The organism is Methylobacillus gramineus, assembly GCF_020532675.1.
Classification (GTDB): domain Bacteria; phylum Pseudomonadota; class Gammaproteobacteria; order Burkholderiales; family Methylophilaceae; genus Methylobacillus; species Methylobacillus gramineus.
This window is the reverse complement of record NZ_JAJAVE010000001.1, coordinates 1,728,048-1,743,179: the sequence shown is the minus strand read 5'-3', so window position 1 is coordinate 1,743,179 and position 15,132 is coordinate 1,728,048. Positions and strand designations below refer to the sequence as shown.

13 protein-coding genes are annotated in these 15,132 nt (G+C 52.4%); 5 read left to right on the top strand and 8 right to left on the bottom strand.

What is annotated here, in order from left to right; genetic code table 11:
• Positions 1 to 127: 127 nt before the first annotated feature.
• Both LG201_RS08130 and LG201_RS08125 read left to right on the top strand, forming a co-directional pair.
• Entirely contained in the window at positions 128 to 1,141 is a 1,014-nt protein-coding gene (locus LG201_RS08130) for a quinone-dependent dihydroorotate dehydrogenase (protein WP_226771654.1), read from the top strand.
• A 7-nt stretch (positions 1,142 to 1,148) separates the two neighbouring features.
• Positions 1,149 to 1,766, top strand: a complete 618-nt coding sequence (locus LG201_RS08125; protein ID WP_226771653.1) for a glutathione S-transferase — start codon at positions 1,149 to 1,151, stop codon at positions 1,764 to 1,766.
• A gap of 67 nt (positions 1,767 to 1,833) precedes the next feature.
• Here LG201_RS08125 and clpA read toward each other — a convergent pair whose 3' ends face one another.
• The 7 genes from clpA to tgt all read right to left on the bottom strand — a co-directional run bounded on the left by clpA (position 1,834) and on the right by tgt (position 10,271).
• Positions 1,834 to 4,119: an ATP-dependent Clp protease ATP-binding subunit ClpA gene (gene clpA, locus LG201_RS08120; RefSeq protein ID WP_226771652.1), complete on the bottom strand. Its 2,286-nt coding sequence runs from the start codon at positions 4,117 to 4,119 to the stop codon at positions 1,834 to 1,836.
• 20 nt (positions 4,120 to 4,139) lie between these two features.
• Positions 4,140 to 4,451 carry an ATP-dependent Clp protease adapter ClpS gene (gene clpS, locus LG201_RS08115; protein WP_226771651.1) on the bottom strand — a complete coding sequence of 104 codons (312 nt, stop codon included), beginning with the start codon at positions 4,449 to 4,451 and terminating at the stop codon, positions 4,140 to 4,142.
• Between the two features lie 106 nt (positions 4,452 to 4,557).
• On the bottom strand, positions 4,558 to 5,814 hold the full coding sequence (locus tag LG201_RS08110; protein ID WP_226771650.1) for an HlyC/CorC family transporter: 1,257 nt from the start codon (positions 5,812 to 5,814) through the stop codon (positions 4,558 to 4,560).
• A gap of 54 nt (positions 5,815 to 5,868) precedes the next feature.
• Positions 5,869 to 6,810, bottom strand: coding sequence for a protein translocase subunit SecF (secF, locus tag LG201_RS08105; protein ID WP_226771649.1), 942 nt, complete (start codon positions 6,808 to 6,810; stop codon positions 5,869 to 5,871).
• Positions 6,811 to 6,863: 53 nt separating this feature from the next.
• On the bottom strand, positions 6,864 to 8,693 hold the full coding sequence (gene secD, locus LG201_RS08100; RefSeq protein ID WP_226771648.1) for a protein translocase subunit SecD: 1,830 nt from the start codon (positions 8,691 to 8,693) through the stop codon (positions 6,864 to 6,866).
• Between the two features lie 67 nt (positions 8,694 to 8,760).
• Entirely contained in the window at positions 8,761 to 9,081 is a 321-nt protein-coding gene (gene yajC / locus LG201_RS08095; RefSeq protein WP_226771647.1) for a preprotein translocase subunit YajC, read from the bottom strand.
• A gap of 77 nt (positions 9,082 to 9,158) precedes the next feature.
• The gene (tgt, locus tag LG201_RS08090; RefSeq protein ID WP_226771646.1) at positions 9,159 to 10,271 is read right to left on the bottom strand and encodes a tRNA guanosine(34) transglycosylase Tgt; all 1,113 of its coding nucleotides are present in this window, start codon (positions 10,269 to 10,271) and stop codon (positions 9,159 to 9,161) included.
• Between the two features lie 165 nt (positions 10,272 to 10,436).
• On the opposite strand from tgt, the gene pssA reads away from it, so the two are divergent.
• On the top strand, positions 10,437 to 11,267 hold the full coding sequence (pssA, locus tag LG201_RS08085; protein ID WP_226771645.1) for a CDP-diacylglycerol--serine O-phosphatidyltransferase: 831 nt from the start codon (positions 10,437 to 10,439) through the stop codon (positions 11,265 to 11,267).
• Between the two features lie 34 nt (positions 11,268 to 11,301).
• On the opposite strand, the gene LG201_RS08080 is transcribed toward pssA, so the two are convergent.
• On the bottom strand, positions 11,302 to 12,918 hold the full coding sequence (locus LG201_RS08080; RefSeq protein ID WP_226771644.1) for a C13 family peptidase: 1,617 nt from the start codon (positions 12,916 to 12,918) through the stop codon (positions 11,302 to 11,304).
• Positions 12,919 to 12,999: 81 nt separating this feature from the next.
• Here LG201_RS08080 and LG201_RS08075 point away from each other — a divergent pair, with 81 nt between their 5' ends.
• Positions 13,000 to 14,532: a 2-isopropylmalate synthase gene (locus LG201_RS08075; protein ID WP_226771643.1), complete on the top strand. Its 1,533-nt coding sequence runs from the start codon at positions 13,000 to 13,002 to the stop codon at positions 14,530 to 14,532.
• Between the two features lie 160 nt (positions 14,533 to 14,692).
• Complete coding sequence (gene rnk, locus LG201_RS08070) at positions 14,693 to 15,109, top strand: nucleoside diphosphate kinase regulator (RefSeq protein ID WP_226771642.1); 417 nt, start codon at positions 14,693 to 14,695, stop codon at positions 15,107 to 15,109.
• Positions 15,110 to 15,132 lie beyond the last annotated feature (23 nt).

The following is a 15,132-nucleotide window of genomic DNA, read 5'->3' as shown; positions in this document are numbered from 1 at the left end:
GTGTATCCATGTTGTGAATAAAAAGGGCTCCGTAAGGGGCCTTTTTTATGCAGCCATTTTCTATCGGAATGGTGTGGATAGTGAGAATGGCTCAGCACAACATAGGTTTTACGGTAAAATTCATCTCATGTTTTATTCCATTGCCAAACCATGGTTGTTCAAGCTTGACGCTGAACATGCTCACGACTTCACACTACAGAATCTGCGGCGTGCCGAAAAATTAGGGCTGCTCAATCTTTATCCCAATCCTGCGCCATGCCAGCCCAGAGAGGTCATGGGGATTCGTTTCCCCAATCCGGTTGGCTTGGCTGCCGGCCTGGATAAGAATGGGGCCTATATTGATGGCCTGGCGGCCCTGGGTTTTGGTTTTATTGAGATAGGCACCATTACGCCGCGTCCGCAACCTGGCAATCCCAAGCCGCGGATGTTCCGCCTGCCTGATGCTGAGGGGGTGATTAACCGTTTTGGCTTCAATAATCTCGGCGTTGATGCTTTACTGGACAATGTGCGTCAAGCCAAGTACCAAGGCGTGCTTGGGATCAATATCGGCAAGAACTTTGATACGCCGAATGAGCGTGCGGTGGATGATTACTTGATCTGCATGCGCAAAGTCTATGCGCATGCCCATTACATTACCGTCAACATCTCGTCTCCGAATACGAAGAATTTGCGCCAGTTGCAGGAAAAAGAAGCGTTGGCTGGTTTGTTGCAGGCATTGAAAGCCGAGCAACAAGTGTTGGCAGATCAACATGGCAAGTATGTGCCGATTGCGCTCAAGATTGCGCCTGATCTGGATGCGACGCAGATTGCAGATATTGCCAGCCTGCTGATTGAATATCGGTTTGATGGCGTAATTGCCACCAACACTACCCTGGCGCGTGATGCCGTGCAGGGAATGCCTCATGCTGAGGAGGCGGGTGGTCTTTCTGGCGCACCAGTGCGAGACCGATCCACAGCAGTCATCAAGGCACTTGCCCGTCAGTTGGCTGGTGCTTTGCCCATCATCGGGGTGGGCGGCATACTGAGTGGCCATGATGCGGCTGATAAGCTGACAGCGGGCGCTAGTCTGGTACAGCTATATAGTGGCCTTGTGTATCGTGGCCCGGCGCTGATTGATGAAGTCTGCCGTACATTGGGCTAAACACTGAATGGCATTGCCAGTTCTTTATTCCTATCGTCGTTGTCCCTATGCCATGCGAGCGCGCATGGCACTGCATTATGCCGGTATAAAGGTGGACATTCGCGAAGTATCGCTAAAGGCCAAACCCGCTCACATGCTGCAGGTGTCACCTAAAGGGACGGTCCCTGTCTTGATTTTTGAGCAGGGGTGCGTGATAGAGCAAAGTCTGGACATCATGCGGTGGGCATTATCCAGGCATGACCCTGACAATTGGCTTGGGGATGTTGCCGCTGAAGCTGAAATTGCCATGCTCATTGTGATGAATGACGGGGACTTCAAGCGGGCACTGGATCAATATAAATACGCTATTCGTTTTCCTGATCATCCGCCAACGGTGTATCGCGAACACGCCGAGGTGTTTTTGCGGCAGTTAGAAATGCGCTTGCAGCAGCATCAATATCTACTCGCGCAAGGTCTCAGCATGGCGGATATTGCCATTTTTCCTTTCGTCCGCCAGTTCGCCATGGTGGATGAGCCATGGTTTGCCAGTGCAGCTTACCCGAAGGTCAGGGCATGGTTGGAGAGCTTAATTGCATTGCCATTGTTTGATGCCATCATGCAGAAATATCCCACTTGGGTTGATTAAGTATTCTATGCAATAAAAAAGCCGCCAGTAGTAATGTTGGCGGCTTTTTTCTTTATGCTAAAACCCTTTAGCTGGCGATATCAGCTTCCAGTAAGGTTTTATCCTGCTTGGCATCTTTGTCGAAGCTGAGCTTGATATTGTCGTCCTGATCGATATCTACCTGTACATGTCCACCATTGGACAGTTTGCCAAACAGTAATTCATCGGCCAGCGCACGGCGTATGGTGTCTTGAATCAAGCGTGACATCGGCCGGGCACCCATGAGCGGGTCGAATCCCTTCTTGCCCAGATAAGCCTTGAGCGCATCGCTGAAGGTGGCTTCCACTTTCTTCTCATGCAATTGATCTTCCAGTTGCATGAGGAACTTGTCGACGACACGCATGATAATTTCCTGGGACAGCGGCGCGAACGAGACCATGGCATCAATGCGATTACGGAACTCAGGGCTGAACAGGCGCTTGATATCGGCCATCTCATCACCGGAGCTGCTGCCCAGCGTGAAGCCGATGCTGGTCTTGCTGATGGCTTCCGCACCGGCATTGGTCGTCATGATAATGGTCACGTTGCGGAAGTCCGCCTTGCGACCATTGTTATCAGTCAGTGTGCCGTGATCCATCACTTGCAACAGGATGTTGAAAATATCAGGATGGGCTTTTTCAATCTCGTCCAGTAGCAGGACGCAATAAGGTGTCTTGGTGACTGCCTCGGTCAGCAAACCACCCTGTTCAAAGCCGACATAGCCAGGAGGCGCACCAATCAGGCGTGACACGGCATGACGTTCCATGTACTCGGACATATCAAAGCGTATCAGCTCAACACCCAGGGTATAGGCGAGCTGGCGAGCAACCTCGGTTTTGCCCACACCAGTCGGGCCGGAGAACAGGAATGAGCCAATCGGCTTGTTGCTGCTACCCAGGCCGCTGCGTGCCATTTTGATGGCACTGGCCAACACTTCAATCGACTTGTCCTGACCAAATACTGTTGCTTTCAGGTCTCGTTCCAGGGTCTTCAATGCATTCCTGTCATCGCTGGAAATGTTCTTGGGTGGAATACGGGCCACCTTGGCGATAATGTCTTCGATTTCCTTATTGCCGATGACTTTTTTCTGCTTGGACTTGGGCAATATGCGTTGTGCTGCACCAGCTTCATCAATCACATCAATCGCCTTGTCCGGCAGATGACGGTCATTGATGTAGCGTGCTGAAAGTTCAGCTGCCGTATTCAGGGCAGACGCGGTGTATTTGACACTGTGATGCTTCTCGAATCTGGACTTGAGGCCTTTGAGTATTTCCACGGTTTCGGAAATGCTAGGCTCAGCCACATCGACTTTCTGGAAGCGGCGTGACAGCGCATGATCCTTCTCGAAAATGCCACGGAATTCCTGATAGGTAGTAGCCCCTATGCATTTCAGCGAGCCATTGGAAAGCGCTGGCTTCAACAGGTTGGACGCATCAAGCGTGCCACCACTGGCTGCTCCCGCACCAATCAGGGTATGGATTTCGTCTATAAACAGGATGGCATCAGGCTGTTCCGCCAATTTTTTCATGATGGCTTTGAGGCGTTGCTCAAAATCACCGCGATACTTGGTGCCTGCAAGTAATGCTCCCATGTCGAGTGAGTAGATCACTGCATTTTCCAGCACCTCGGGTACATTACCTTCAACGATGCGACGCGCCAGTCCTTCAGCAATCGCGGTTTTACCTACACCTGCCTCACCAACCAGCAAGGGGTTGTTCTTGCGGCGACGGCATAGCGTTTGCACCACGCGTTCCAGCTCTTGAGCGCGCCCGATCAGTGGGTCTATCTTGCCAGCCAGTACTTGCTGGTTAAGGTTGAGCGTATAGCTTTCCAGAGCACTAGCCGGAGAAGCTTCAGTTTCAACCTCCTGCTCAGACTCACTGCGCTTGGCAGTGCCGTCTGCTACCTTGGCCACTCCGTGGGAAATGAAATTCACCACATCAAGACGGGTAATGCCTTGCTGATGTAGGAAGAAGACCGCATGTGAATCTTTTTCGCCATAGATGGCAACCAGCACATTTGCTCCGGTTACCTCTTTCTTGCCAGAGGACTGGACATGCAGGATGGCACGCTGAATGACGCGCTGGAAACCAAGCGTAGGCTGCGTATCAACCTCTTCGCTACCTTCAACAGTAGGCGTGTGCTCTTCAATATAGTTATTGAGTTCGCTACGTAGATTGTCGAGATTGGCACCGCATGAACGCAGCACATCGGCCGCGGTCGGGTTATCTATCATGGCAAGCAGCAGGTGCTCCACGGTGATAAGCTCGTGCCGCTTTTGTCTGGCATCCATGAACGCCATATGTAGGGATACTTCGAGTTCTTGCGCAATCATTTAAGCTTCCTCAGCTTTCTTCAGGCTTCTTCCATCGTGCATTGCAGCGGATGCTGGTGCTCACGGGCATAACTAACGACTTGGTTCACCTTGGTTTCAGCGATGCCGTGCGGATATACACCGCATACGCCAGCCCCTTCGGTATGTACTTGGAGCATGATATGTGTTGCTTGTTCACGATTCTTCTGAAAAAAGCGTTGCATGACATCCACGACGAACTCCATAGGCGTGTAGTCATCATTCAACAGAATGACCTTGTACATGGCAGGCGCTTTGGGTTTCGTTGCGCCGGTCTTTTCAACAATGTTGTCCTGATGTTTGATGCTAGCCATATCTTGTAGTCTATTTTGAGCCGAATGCAGAATTTTTCAAGTCTGAAATGAGTAGGGTTATTACTTCTACTCTAAATTTAAGCAATATTTTGGTCTGTTAATCCTATTACGGATAAATTCTGACAGTTTTTACTGTTCTGTCCTGCGTCTTGATAATTTCCAGTTTGAAGTCTCCGATTTTCAGCCCGATGCCAGATTCTGGAATATCTTCAAAGTGTTCAATAATCAGGCCATTCAGGGTGCGAGGGCCATCAACTGGTAGGCTGATGCCGAGTTTTTTATTGATATCGCGCAGGCTGCTGCTGGCATCCACCAGCCAGCTACCGGTACTTTCCTTACGATAGGCCTGTTTGGTTTCTAGCGATTCACTGGCAAAGTCACCAATAATCGCCTTGATGATATCTTCGAGTGTCACCAGGCCTTTGAGTTCACCATACTCATCCACTACTACAGCAATGCGCTGCTGGTTCTGCTGGAATTCCTGCATCTGGGTATAGAGTGGGGTGCCTGAAGGAATAAAGTAAGGGGACTCTATGTTCTGCACCAATATACGTTGGGTCAGGTCATGCTGGCGTAATGCATTGATGGTTTTGCGGATGTGCAGCATGCCGATAATCTCTTCAGTTGGCCCTTTACGCACTGGTAGACGCGTGTGGTGGCTGGTGGTGATCTGCTGCAGAATCTCCTCCATCGGCGCATCAAAATCCACAATTTCCAGTTGGGTGTGGACGGTCATGATGTCATCTACCGTCGTTTGTTCCAGATCCAGCAGATTGAGCAATACCTCGCGGTGTTTTTGCGGGATAGGGCTGGTGGACTCACTGAAGATACTGCGTAATTCCTCAATGCTGGCGGCGTGGCTGCTTTCGGTAAAACCGACTTTCATCCCCAGCAGGCGCAACAGGCTGTTGGCACATAAATTGGCGAACCAGATCAACGGATAGCCGATTTTGACCAGGGGCAGCAATACATAGCTGAAAGCCAGGGCCAAGGGTTCTGCATGTCGGGCAGCTATTACCTTCGGGGTGATTTCGCTGAAAACCAGAATGGCAAAGGTAATGATGAGGGTGGAAGCTGGCATCAGCAGCTCACCGAGATTGAAAAGCCGGATGCTGATAAATGCCGCCAAGGTGGCAGCAGCAGCATTGGACAGGGTGTTGCCGAGCAGGATGGCACCGAGGAACTGTTCGCGTTCGTGCAGGAGCCTGGAGGCCAGGCGCGCACTACGCAGGCCTTCTTTTGCCAATATGGTCAGTCGGTGACGATTGAGCATCATCAGACTGGTTTCGGCCATGGAGAAAAATGCAGAAACAAAAAGCAGCAGGGCAAGGGTGCCCAGCTGCCATATTAAAGGGATGTCCAACGGTAGCTATCGGTTAAGAGATAGCCATAGTGTCGGCGCGAAGCGCCTGCCTTGTCAAGGCAGGGCTTCTGTTTCGGCTTTCTTTTCGCCAGTGCTGCCGCCAATCAGGTTCTCACGCGATACACCAAGATACATGGCGATCGGGCTGGCAACCAGGACGGAAGAGTAAATACCGAACAGGATGCCGATGGTCAGTGCCAGAGCGAAGTTGTGCAGCACCTCACCACCGAAGAACAGCATAGACAAGACCATGAGTTCAGTCGAGAAGTGGGTGATGATGGTACGTGACATGGTGCGGGTAATCGCATTGTTGATTACCTCAGGCACACTTGCCTTACGCATCTTGCGGAAGTTTTCACGTACCCGGTCAAACACGACTACAGATTCGTTAACTGAGTAACCCAGTACCGCCAGAACCGCAGCGAGCACCGTCAGGTTGAACTCCCACTGGAAGAAGGCAAAGAAGCCAAGGATGATCACGACGTCGTGCATATTGGCGATGACGGCGGCCACCGCAAAGCGCCATTCAAAGCGCAAGGCAAGATAGGCCATGATGCCCGCACAGACAAACAGCATTGCCAGCGCACCCTTGTCATACAATTCCTGTCCAACCTGTGCACCGACAGACTCCACGCGGTGCAGCTTGACTGAAGGGTCCGCCTTGGACAGAGCTGCCAGAACCTGGTCGGACAGTTGAGCAATCGATACGCCAGGCTTGATCGGCAGGCGGATCAATACGTCCTGGCTGGTACCGAAGTTCTGTACCGTGGCATCCTTGAGGCCAATCTCATCCACGGATTTGCGGATGCTTTCCAGATTGGCCGCTTGTGGATAGTTCACTTCCATCATGGTGCCGCCAGTGAAGTCGACGCCAAGATGCAAGCCTTTGGTGAACAGGAATAGTACCGACAGCAGGAAAGTCACCAGCGAGATGGTCGTCGTCAGGCGACCATAGCTCATGAACGGTATATCTTTTTTGATTCTGAAAAATTCCATGATATTTACTCTAGTCTTTTATGCCGGGTTGATAGCAATGTTCAATGTGGCTATTAGCCTATGGATAACTTGGTGATCTTGCGACGGTAGCCGTAGATGAGGTTAACCACAGATCTTGAAACCACCACAGCGGTAAACATCGAGGTCAGAATGCCCAATACGTGTACCACGGCAAATCCCTTGATCGGGCCAGTACCAAACATGAACAAGGCCACACCGGCAATCATGGTGGTGACGTTGGCATCCAGGATGGTGTCGAACGCACGGTCATAACCGGCGTGGATGGAGGCTTGCGGAGTATTGCCGTTACGCAGTTCTTCACGAATACGTTCGTTGATCAATACGTTGGAGTCAATGGCCATCCCCAGTGTCAAGGCTACCGCGGCAATGCCTGGCAAGGTAAGTGTGGCTTGCAGCAAGGACAATAGCGCCACCAGCAACAGCAGGTTAATGCTCAATGCCAGTACCGATACACTGCCGAACAGCATGTAGTAAATCAGCATGAAGATGGAAATTGCGACAAAGCCCCACAGGGTAGAGTGCATGCCACGTTCAATATTGGCTTCACCCATGCTTGGGCCCACTGTACGTTCTTCGATGATCTCCATCGGGGCTGCCAATGCGCCTGAGCGCAGCAGCAGAGAAATATCGGTAGCTTCCTGCGTGTTGGCCATACCCGATATTTGTACACGGCCGCCACCGATTTCCTCGCGGATCACCGGGGCAGTAATCACTTCAGCCTGACCTTTTTCGATCAGCAGAATCGCCATGCGCTTGCCGACGTTTTCACGCGTGGCCTGTTTGAACAGGCGTGCACCACGGCCATCCAAGGTGACATGTACCACGGCACCACCACCTTGTGGATCCATGCCCGGGCCTGCATCCGTGATGTAGTCACCGGTCAGAATCACGCTTTTCTTCACCAGCATGGGCTGGCCGTTACGGTCGGTGTAGAAGTCAGTACCGAAAGGCACCTGGCCCTTGGAAGCACTTTCCAGGGTCAGCGCATTGCTCTTGTCTTCATCCACCATGCGGATTTCCAGGGTGGCGGTACGGCCCAGGATTTCCTTGGCCTTGGCAGTATCCTGCACACCTGGCAGTTGAACAACGACGCGATCCAGGCCTTGCTGCTGAATCACCGGTTCGGCTACGCCTAGTTCGTTGATCCGGTTATGCAGGGTCTGGATGTTTTGTTTAAGCGCAAACTCCTGGATGCGTTTCTGTGCGGGTTGGCTCAGTACGGCCTTCAGGAATTTTTCATCGCCATGATCTTCAGAGCTGAAGGTCAGGTCAGGGTACTCTTTGGACAGGGCTTTCTCTGCCTTAGACAGGTCAGCGCTTTCCTTGAAGCGAATCTTGACGGACTGGCCTTCGCGCGAAACACCAAGATAGGTTAAGCGAGCATTGCGCAAGGCGCTACGGAAGTCTCCCACATAACGTTCAGCGGCTTGATCCAGTGCTGCCTTCATGTCTACCTGCAGCAGGAAATGCACGCCACCGCGCAAGTCCAGGCCCAGGTACATGGGGCGTGCACCAATGCTACGCAGCCATTCCGGGGAGCGGGAAAGCAGGTTAAGCGCAATCACGTATTCCTTACCAAGGCGGCTTTGCAGGACATCTTTGGCTTTCAGCTGGGTATCTGTATTCGCAAACCGCACCTTGACGCCATTGGTATCGAGAAACAGTGCCTCAAACTGGATTTTTTCCTGGTTGAGGATGTTTTCCGTGTTGGAAAGCAACGCGGAGTCTACTTTGGCATTGGTCTTGGCTGCAGTGATCTGGACAGCGGGGGATTCGCCAAACAGGTTAGGCGCTGCGTAGAGCAGCCCCAACACAACGACGACCAGCACTAGCAGGTATTTCCATAAAGGGTAGCGGTTCATGAAGCAGCTCGCATTTCAGTGTTTCGATGTTTTTAAAGATCGGATTTTCAAGAGTAGCAGTGGACTGTTACAACGCCTTGATCGTGCCCTTGGGCAGCAAGGTCTGTACGGTGTGCTTCTGGACTGTAATCACGGTCTCAGCGGCAATTTCCAGGCTGACATAGCCTTCGCCTACCTTGGTGATTCTGCCGACGATGCCGGAAGTCGTGGTGACTTCATCGCCTTTTTGCAGCGCTTCTATCAGTTTGCGTTGCTCTTTGGCCTGTTTCATTTGAGGGCGTATCAGCATGAACCAGAACAATACGAAGATCACAACCAGAGGAATGAAGCTGGTCCAGTCTGGAGCAGACTGTGCTGCTTCTGCAGCGATAGCGGAACTGATAAACACAGGTAAACCTTTCTTTACTTATAAAGTGAATTACTTAAAGCGCAAAATATTAGCCCAAAATTCTAACATAGTGTGATTTATGCTTCTTTCAGGATGTTTTGCCGATTTTGCTTGAAGGTGTTGACGAACGCCGCAAACTGGCCTTGTTCAATCGCGAGCCGCATTCCAGCCATCAGTTCCTGGTAGTAATGCAGGTTGTGGATGGTGTTGAGGCGTGCGCCCAATATTTCGCCTGTCCGGTGCAAGTGGTGCAGGTAGGCACGGCTGAAGTTGCTGCAAGCGTAGCAAGTGCAGTCTTCATCGATCGGCCTTGTGTCCTGGCGATGGCGGGCATTCTTCAGCTTGATATCACCATTGCGGGTGAACAGCCAGCCATTGCGTGCGTTACGGGTAGGCATCACACAGTCGAACATATCCACGCCATGGGATACTGCAGCAACCAGATCTTCCGGGGTACCAACGCCCATGAGGTAGCGTGGCTTGTTGCTTGGCATTTTGGGAGCAGTGTGGGCCAAGATGCGCAGCATGTCTTCCTTGGGTTCACCCACGGATAGGCCGCCGATGGCGTAGCCATCAAAGTCGATATCGGTGAGTCCGTCCAGTGATTCATCACGCAGGTCTTCATACATGCCGCCCTGAATAATGCCAAACAGGGCATTGGAATTGCCTTCATGCGCGGACTTGCTGCGTGCAGCCCAGCGCAAGCTGAGGCGCATGGAGTCGCGGGCTTCGATATGAGTGGCCGGATAAGGCGTGCACTCATCAAAAATCATGACTATGTCGGAATTCAGCACTTTCTGTATGCGCATCGACTCTTCGGGTGTGAGGAAGCAGCTGTCACCATTGATCGGGGAGCGGAAACGTACGCCTTCCTCGGTAATCTTGCGCAGATCGCCCAGGCTCCAGACCTGGAAGCCACCGGAATCCGTAAGTATAGGGCCGTCCCATCCCATGAATTTGTGCAGGCCACCGTGGGCGGCCACGACATCCAGGCCCGGTCGCAACCAGAGGTGGAAAGTATTGCCCAGCAGGATATGGGCGCCGATCTCACGCACCTCGACGGGGGAGAGTGACTTGACGGAGCCATAGGTGCCTACAGGCATGAAGGCTGGGGTCTGTACCTCGCCATGTGCGAGGCTAACAGTGCCGCGCCTAGCAGCACCATCTTCATTGATTAGGGTAAATTCCATGATTCCTGGAGCCTGTTCAAAGGCTTTTTGCCAAATTTCAAGCCGCGATACTATCACGGACTGGACTTGAAGATGGACATGGAGTGTAGGCCATGCGCTTTGTTATACTGTCTGGAATTGCGCGCAGATAAGCTGCGCCATCATGACAATCAAGGAAATTCCGGTATGGCTGAATCCCCTCTTCGTCCGCGTCGTTCTGGTTCGCTCATAGAGCCAGGTTTGCGTGAACGCAGTATCTACCTGCTCCCCAACCTGTTTACCACGGCTGCATTGTTTGCAGGATTTTATGCGATTGTGCAGGCCATGAACGGGAAATTCGAGTATTCCGCCGTGGCTATTTTTATTGCCATGGTCATGGATGGGCTGGATGGCCGGGTTGCCCGCATGACCAACACGCAGAGTGCGTTTGGTGCGGAGTACGATAGCTTGTCAGACATGGTGTCCTTTGGCGTTGCGCCTGCCTTGGTGCTGTATGTATGGGCGCTCAAACCTCTGGGCAAGCTGGGCTGGATTGCGGCGTTTATCTATTGTGCATGTGCCGCCTTGCGCTTGGCACGGTTTAATACCAAGTTGGATGAGAGCGACAAGCGTTATTTCCAGGGCTTGCCAAGTCCAGCTGCCGCCGCATTGCTGGCCGGGCTGGTGTGGGTTGCCCATGAAAACAGTGTAAGTGGTACAGAGGAGTTTTTTGGCTGGGTCAAGATGCAGTGGGTGGCATGGACCATTACCCTGTTTGCAGGCTTGTCCATGGTCAGCGATCTGCGCTATTACAGCGGAAAAGATATCAACCTGCGCCGCAGTGTGCCTTTTGTCGTCATTTTGTTGATTGTGCTGGCTTTCGTACTGGTGTCCTATAGCCCCCCTGAAGTGCTGTTTGCGGTGTCGCTGTTATATGGCATATCGGGTTATTTCCTCTGGCTGTGGCAGAAACGCAAGCCCAGGGTATCCGTGGGTGACAAGCAAGCCGAAAGTAGTATCGACAAGCCTGTCGAATAATCCAGGAGGAGGATGAAGTCCGGTGCAGGAGCGACTAATGATCCTGCGCCAGCTCCTGGAGCAGCGGTCTTATATTGTCTCCAATATATATCTGCGGGTTGGAAAATCCATCATTTTTGCCCGCTGCCTGTTCCCGCCTTTGAATTTCCGGCACTGCCTGCTTGAAGGCTTCTTCAAAAGAGCGCGTATTGCGCAGGGCTTCATCAAAGACGGCACGGCCAAAAAAGGTCAGCTCAGAACGACTGCCACAACCAAAAGAGGTATGCGTGCTATCTGCCGCGGTCATGATCAGCGTATTGGGCGTTTTCAAGGGCGCGATCCAGCTACCGGAAAAGCAGGCAGATACCGCGATGATACGATGCTTGATGCCCGCTTTATCCAGCCAGAGATTGAGTGTTTGAGGCGTTAATGGATCGGTTTCCAGCGGCCATAGCGAGGCGCTAAGCTCGCCATCCTTGGCTCCGTGCGAGGTCAGGTAGATGAACAGGACATCGTGCTCCCTGTCCATGAGGTCAGCCGCGCGGTTAATCGCACGTTCCAGGTTTTCCAGGCTGGCCCATGGCAGGTTTTCCAGCGTAGCGGGGTGATTGACCAGCTCCTGCATGTGGCCTGCTGCATCAAATTGCTCTTCAATCACCGCATTGACCATGCTGCTTTCGCGCAAAAATACAGTCTCCTCTCCATACGGCGCATAGGTAATGCTGAATATATCGGTGATGCCGGGCCGCTCTGGCTTGAGTGCAGCACGTTGCTTGGTTGCCAGCTGAAATTGAGTTTCCAGCTTCTCCTGCGTTAGTTGTAGGCTGTTTTCCGCTTCGCCTGATTCAGCTTGCTCCGGTAACCAGAACATGGGCGCTTGTGCAAAATGGATGAGCAATGGTGTGCCGAGGGCAAATACACCGGCAAGAATGATCAGGCGCCCCTGTGACTGGGTAACCCGCGTCAGCAATAGCCAGTAAGCCAAGGCCCCCCAGGCTGACATACCGATATAGACTGCCCAGTGCCAGCTTGAACCATCCAGTCCCTGGGGCTGGATCAGTAGTAGATAAGCTAATGTGCTGATGACATCCAGTGTGAATCCTAGTCCCACCCCCAGTGCAAACAGCGCTGCCGCTTGTATATTCCGCCCATGCGGTTTTGCCTGTTCTGTCAGGTACCAACAAAGCCACAGCAATAGGATAGTGATCAGCCAGCCCCACAAGACGGCTTTGGGATAAAACTCGGCAGGTCCGGCAATCACCATGCGCCCCATGATGATAGATGCGGTGGTGGTCAGGATCATCACCACCAATAGTGCCAATGGCGTGATATGAAGATCAGCAGCTGATACCCTGAGAAAGAAGGCGCTCCTCAAACCGCGAACAAAGAAAGTGTGCAATGCGCAGTTTGTTTTTGTCATGTTGGGCGACTCAGGCGTTGGATTATCATATTTATCATCCTGCCTGAAATCAGGGGGGGAATTCAAGGGAATCTGACAGTTCTTGCCGATATCAGCGGATGAGATGTCGCTTGGCTTGCCTTGCTTGAGGAAAAGAATTATATTCAAAGCCCTATGCAATCCCCCAGACACAATACTGACTTTCCTGTTCTCGCGGCCAGCCCGGCCGGGGTTGGTCTGTTGCTGTGTATTCCGCGCTAGAAGACTTCCCATCCAGTTATACAGCCGTCATCTTTACCATGACGCACACTCATTCTTACGAAACCCCATAAATTAGTTGATGGAACAAAGGCCATGACAAACAAGCAGCTGATCATTTTCGATACCACATTGCGTGATGGTGAACAAAGCCCCGGTGCTGCAATGACCAAGGACGAGAAGCTGAGGATCGCACGCCAGCTGGAAAAACTGGGTGTGAATGTCATTGAGGCAGGATTTGCTGCTGCCAGCCCTGGCGATTTTGATGCGATACGTGCGATTGCCGAAGTCATCACTGAATCCACGGTATGCTCGCTGGCACGCGCCAACGAGAACGATATCCGCCGTGCTGGTGAGGCGATTGCCCCCGCAAAGAAACGTCGTATCCATACCTTTATCGCCACCAGCCCTATCCACATGCAGAACAAGTTACGCATGACCCCAGAACAGGTGCTGGAACGTGCTGTCCAGGCGGTAAAATGGGCGCGTGAATATACCGATGATGTGGAGTTTTCGGCTGAGGATGCTGTGCGTTCCGATATGGACTTCCTGGTACAGGTATTCGATGCGGTGATTGAGGCCGGTGCAAAGACCATTAACGTACCAGATACTGTTGGTTATTCCGTGCCAGCCCAGTGGGGCGAGCGCATGGCGCAATTGATTGCCCGCGTGAAGAATGCTGACCAGGTGATCTGGTCAACCCACTGCCATAATGACCTGGGCATGGCGGTCGCCAATTCACTCTCTGCGGTACTGGCAGGGGCACGCCAAGTGGAATGTACGATCAATGGACTGGGTGAGCGCGCAGGTAACGCCAGCCTTGAGGAAATTGTGATGGCGGTCAAGACACGCCGTGATATTTTTCAACTCGAGACCAGCATAGATACCACCCAGATCGTCACCACGTCCAAACTGGTTTCCACAATCACGGGTTATCCCGTGCAGCCCAACAAAGCGGTGGTGGGAGCCAATGCTTTTGCGCATGAGTCTGGCATTCACCAGGATGGCGTACTGAAGCATCGTGAGACCTATGAAATCATGCGCGCAGAAGATGTGGGCTGGGGAGCGAACAAGTTAACCCTGGGCAAATTGTCTGGCCGCAATGCTTTCCGCACCCGCTTGACCGAACTCGGCATTACGCTGGAGGGTGAGGATGCGCTCAATGCCGCATTTGCACGTTTCAAGGAGCTGGCTGACAAGAAGTCCGAGATATTTGATGAGGATATCCAGGCCCTGGTGGGGGGCAATGTGATTAGCGAAGAATGCTTCAAGCTGACCTATCTGCAAGTAGCATCGCAAACTGGCGAGGTGCCTCATGCCATTGTAGCTGTCACGGACAATGGGCTGGAACGTCGTGCTGAAGCCGATGGTGGAGGGCCAGTTGATGCGGCGTTCAAGGCTATTGAGAAGATAGTTGCCAGCGGTGCCGAACTACAGCTTTACTCCGTGAACAACATCACCAGTGGGACAGATGCGCAGGGCGAGGTGACGGTGCGCCTGTCTAAAGGCGGCCGTATTGTCAACGGCCAGGGGGCTGATACGGATATCGTGATTGCCTCGGCCAAGGCTTACCTCAATGGTTTGAATAAACTGTACACCAATGCGGAGCGTGCACATCCCCAAGTCTGATCACAGGTCTGTTCAAGGGTTTTAGGTAGAGTATCAACAGCGGCCGCTGTACTTCTGGTCGGCATTGGTCAAGATTGACTACACATCTGAATGTTTTGCACTTAGTCACGCCCTGTGCGGGGCTAGGTGTATTTAAAGTTAAATGAAAAGGAGTTTTTCCATGTTGCAAGGCGCTATACAGGTCACGAGTTTTGACATGAACCGACTGTTTGCCATGATAGAGCAGCTGCGCAAGAACGGTTTTCGCGAGGATGGCAATCTGTCCAAGTTGGAAGAAGAGCTCGCGCGTAGTGAGGAAGTCGCTTCCGAGAAGGTGGCTGCAGATGTGGTAACGATGAACTCCCGCGTCTTGTTGCGCGATGAGTCCAGTGGGCATGAAATGGTGTGCACCTTGGTATTCCCGGTTGATGCCAATGCCTCGGAGAATCGTATTTCCGTCGTTGCTCCACTGGGCACGGCCATTCTTGGCTATCGTGTCGGGGATCTGGTCGACTGGGCCATGCCGGGTGGTGTGCGCCAGTACAAAATTCTCGAGATCAGTTATCAGCCGGAAGCGGCGGGTGACTTTCATCTTTAGGACGTAGGGTGATGTATCAAGGC

Excerpts from the sequence above, each read along its gene's own strand:
- rnk (WP_226771642.1), top strand. The coding sequence starts at position 14,693 with ATGTTGCAAGGCGCTATACAGGTCACGAGTTTTGACATGAACCGACTG.
- clpA (WP_226771652.1), bottom strand. The coding sequence starts at position 4,119 with ATGATTGCGCAAGAACTCGAAGTATCCCTACATATGGCGTTCATGGAT.
- LG201_RS08080 (WP_226771644.1), bottom strand. The coding sequence starts at position 12,918 with ATGGGAAGTCTTCTAGCGCGGAATACACAGCAACAGACCAACCCCGGC.
- pssA (WP_226771645.1), top strand. The coding sequence starts at position 10,437 with ATGGCTGAATCCCCTCTTCGTCCGCGTCGTTCTGGTTCGCTCATAGAG.
- secD (WP_226771648.1), bottom strand. The coding sequence starts at position 8,693 with ATGAACCGCTACCCTTTATGGAAATACCTGCTAGTGCTGGTCGTCGTT.
- secF (WP_226771649.1), bottom strand. The coding sequence starts at position 6,810 with ATGGAATTTTTCAGAATCAAAAAAGATATACCGTTCATGAGCTATGGT.
- clpS (WP_226771651.1), bottom strand. The coding sequence starts at position 4,451 with ATGGCTAGCATCAAACATCAGGACAACATTGTTGAAAAGACCGGCGCA.
- LG201_RS08130 (WP_226771654.1), top strand. The coding sequence starts at position 128 with ATGTTTTATTCCATTGCCAAACCATGGTTGTTCAAGCTTGACGCTGAA.
- tgt (WP_226771646.1), bottom strand. The coding sequence starts at position 10,271 with ATGGAATTTACCCTAATCAATGAAGATGGTGCTGCTAGGCGCGGCACT.
- LG201_RS08075 (WP_226771643.1), top strand. The coding sequence starts at position 13,000 with ATGACAAACAAGCAGCTGATCATTTTCGATACCACATTGCGTGATGGT.
- LG201_RS08125 (WP_226771653.1), top strand. The coding sequence starts at position 1,149 with ATGGCATTGCCAGTTCTTTATTCCTATCGTCGTTGTCCCTATGCCATG.